The 530-nt window shown below is 63.2% G+C and carries 1 protein-coding gene; it reads right to left on the bottom strand.

Annotation, left to right across the window (positions count from 1 at the left end):
• A partial coding sequence (locus HMPREF2993_RS12410; RefSeq protein ID WP_141758314.1) for a DUF711 family protein occupies positions 1–530 on the bottom strand: 530 nt, incomplete at both ends.

Consider the following 530-nt stretch of genomic DNA (forward strand, 5'->3'; position numbering starts at 1 on the left):
GCCGGAATGAAGCCACCGCGGTTGATGAAGGTGGAGTTGCCTACCTGGTTGACCGGGATGACCGGAGCGTAGCCTAGAAGGCCGCCGAAGTTGACCTCGTCGCCAGCCTTGGTGCCAGGGGCAGGGATGACGCGCACGGCGGTCGTCTTATGGTTCATCACACCAATGGCGGCTTCGTCCGCGATCATGCCGGCGATGGTCTCAGCAGAGGTATCGCCCGGGATGGCGATCATGTCTAGTCCCACCGAGCAGATCGAGGTCATGGCCTCCAGCTTGTCGATGGAGATGGCACCGGTGCGCACCGCATCGATCATTCCCTTGTCCTCAGAAACCGGGATGAAGGAACCGGACAGCCCACCCACGCGGGAGCAGGCCATCATGCCGCCCTTCTTGACGGCGTCGTTAAGCAGCGCCAGCGCCGCCGTGGTACCGTGCGTGCCCACCTGGTCGAGGCCCATGTGCTCAAGGATGTGCGCGACGGAGTCACCTAGTTCCGCGGTGGGAGCGAGGGAGAGGTCAATGATGCCGAA

It is taken from the genome of Corynebacterium sp. HMSC068G04, assembly GCF_001814885.1.
Lineage (GTDB): Bacteria > Actinomycetota > Actinomycetes > Mycobacteriales > Mycobacteriaceae > Corynebacterium > Corynebacterium hiratae.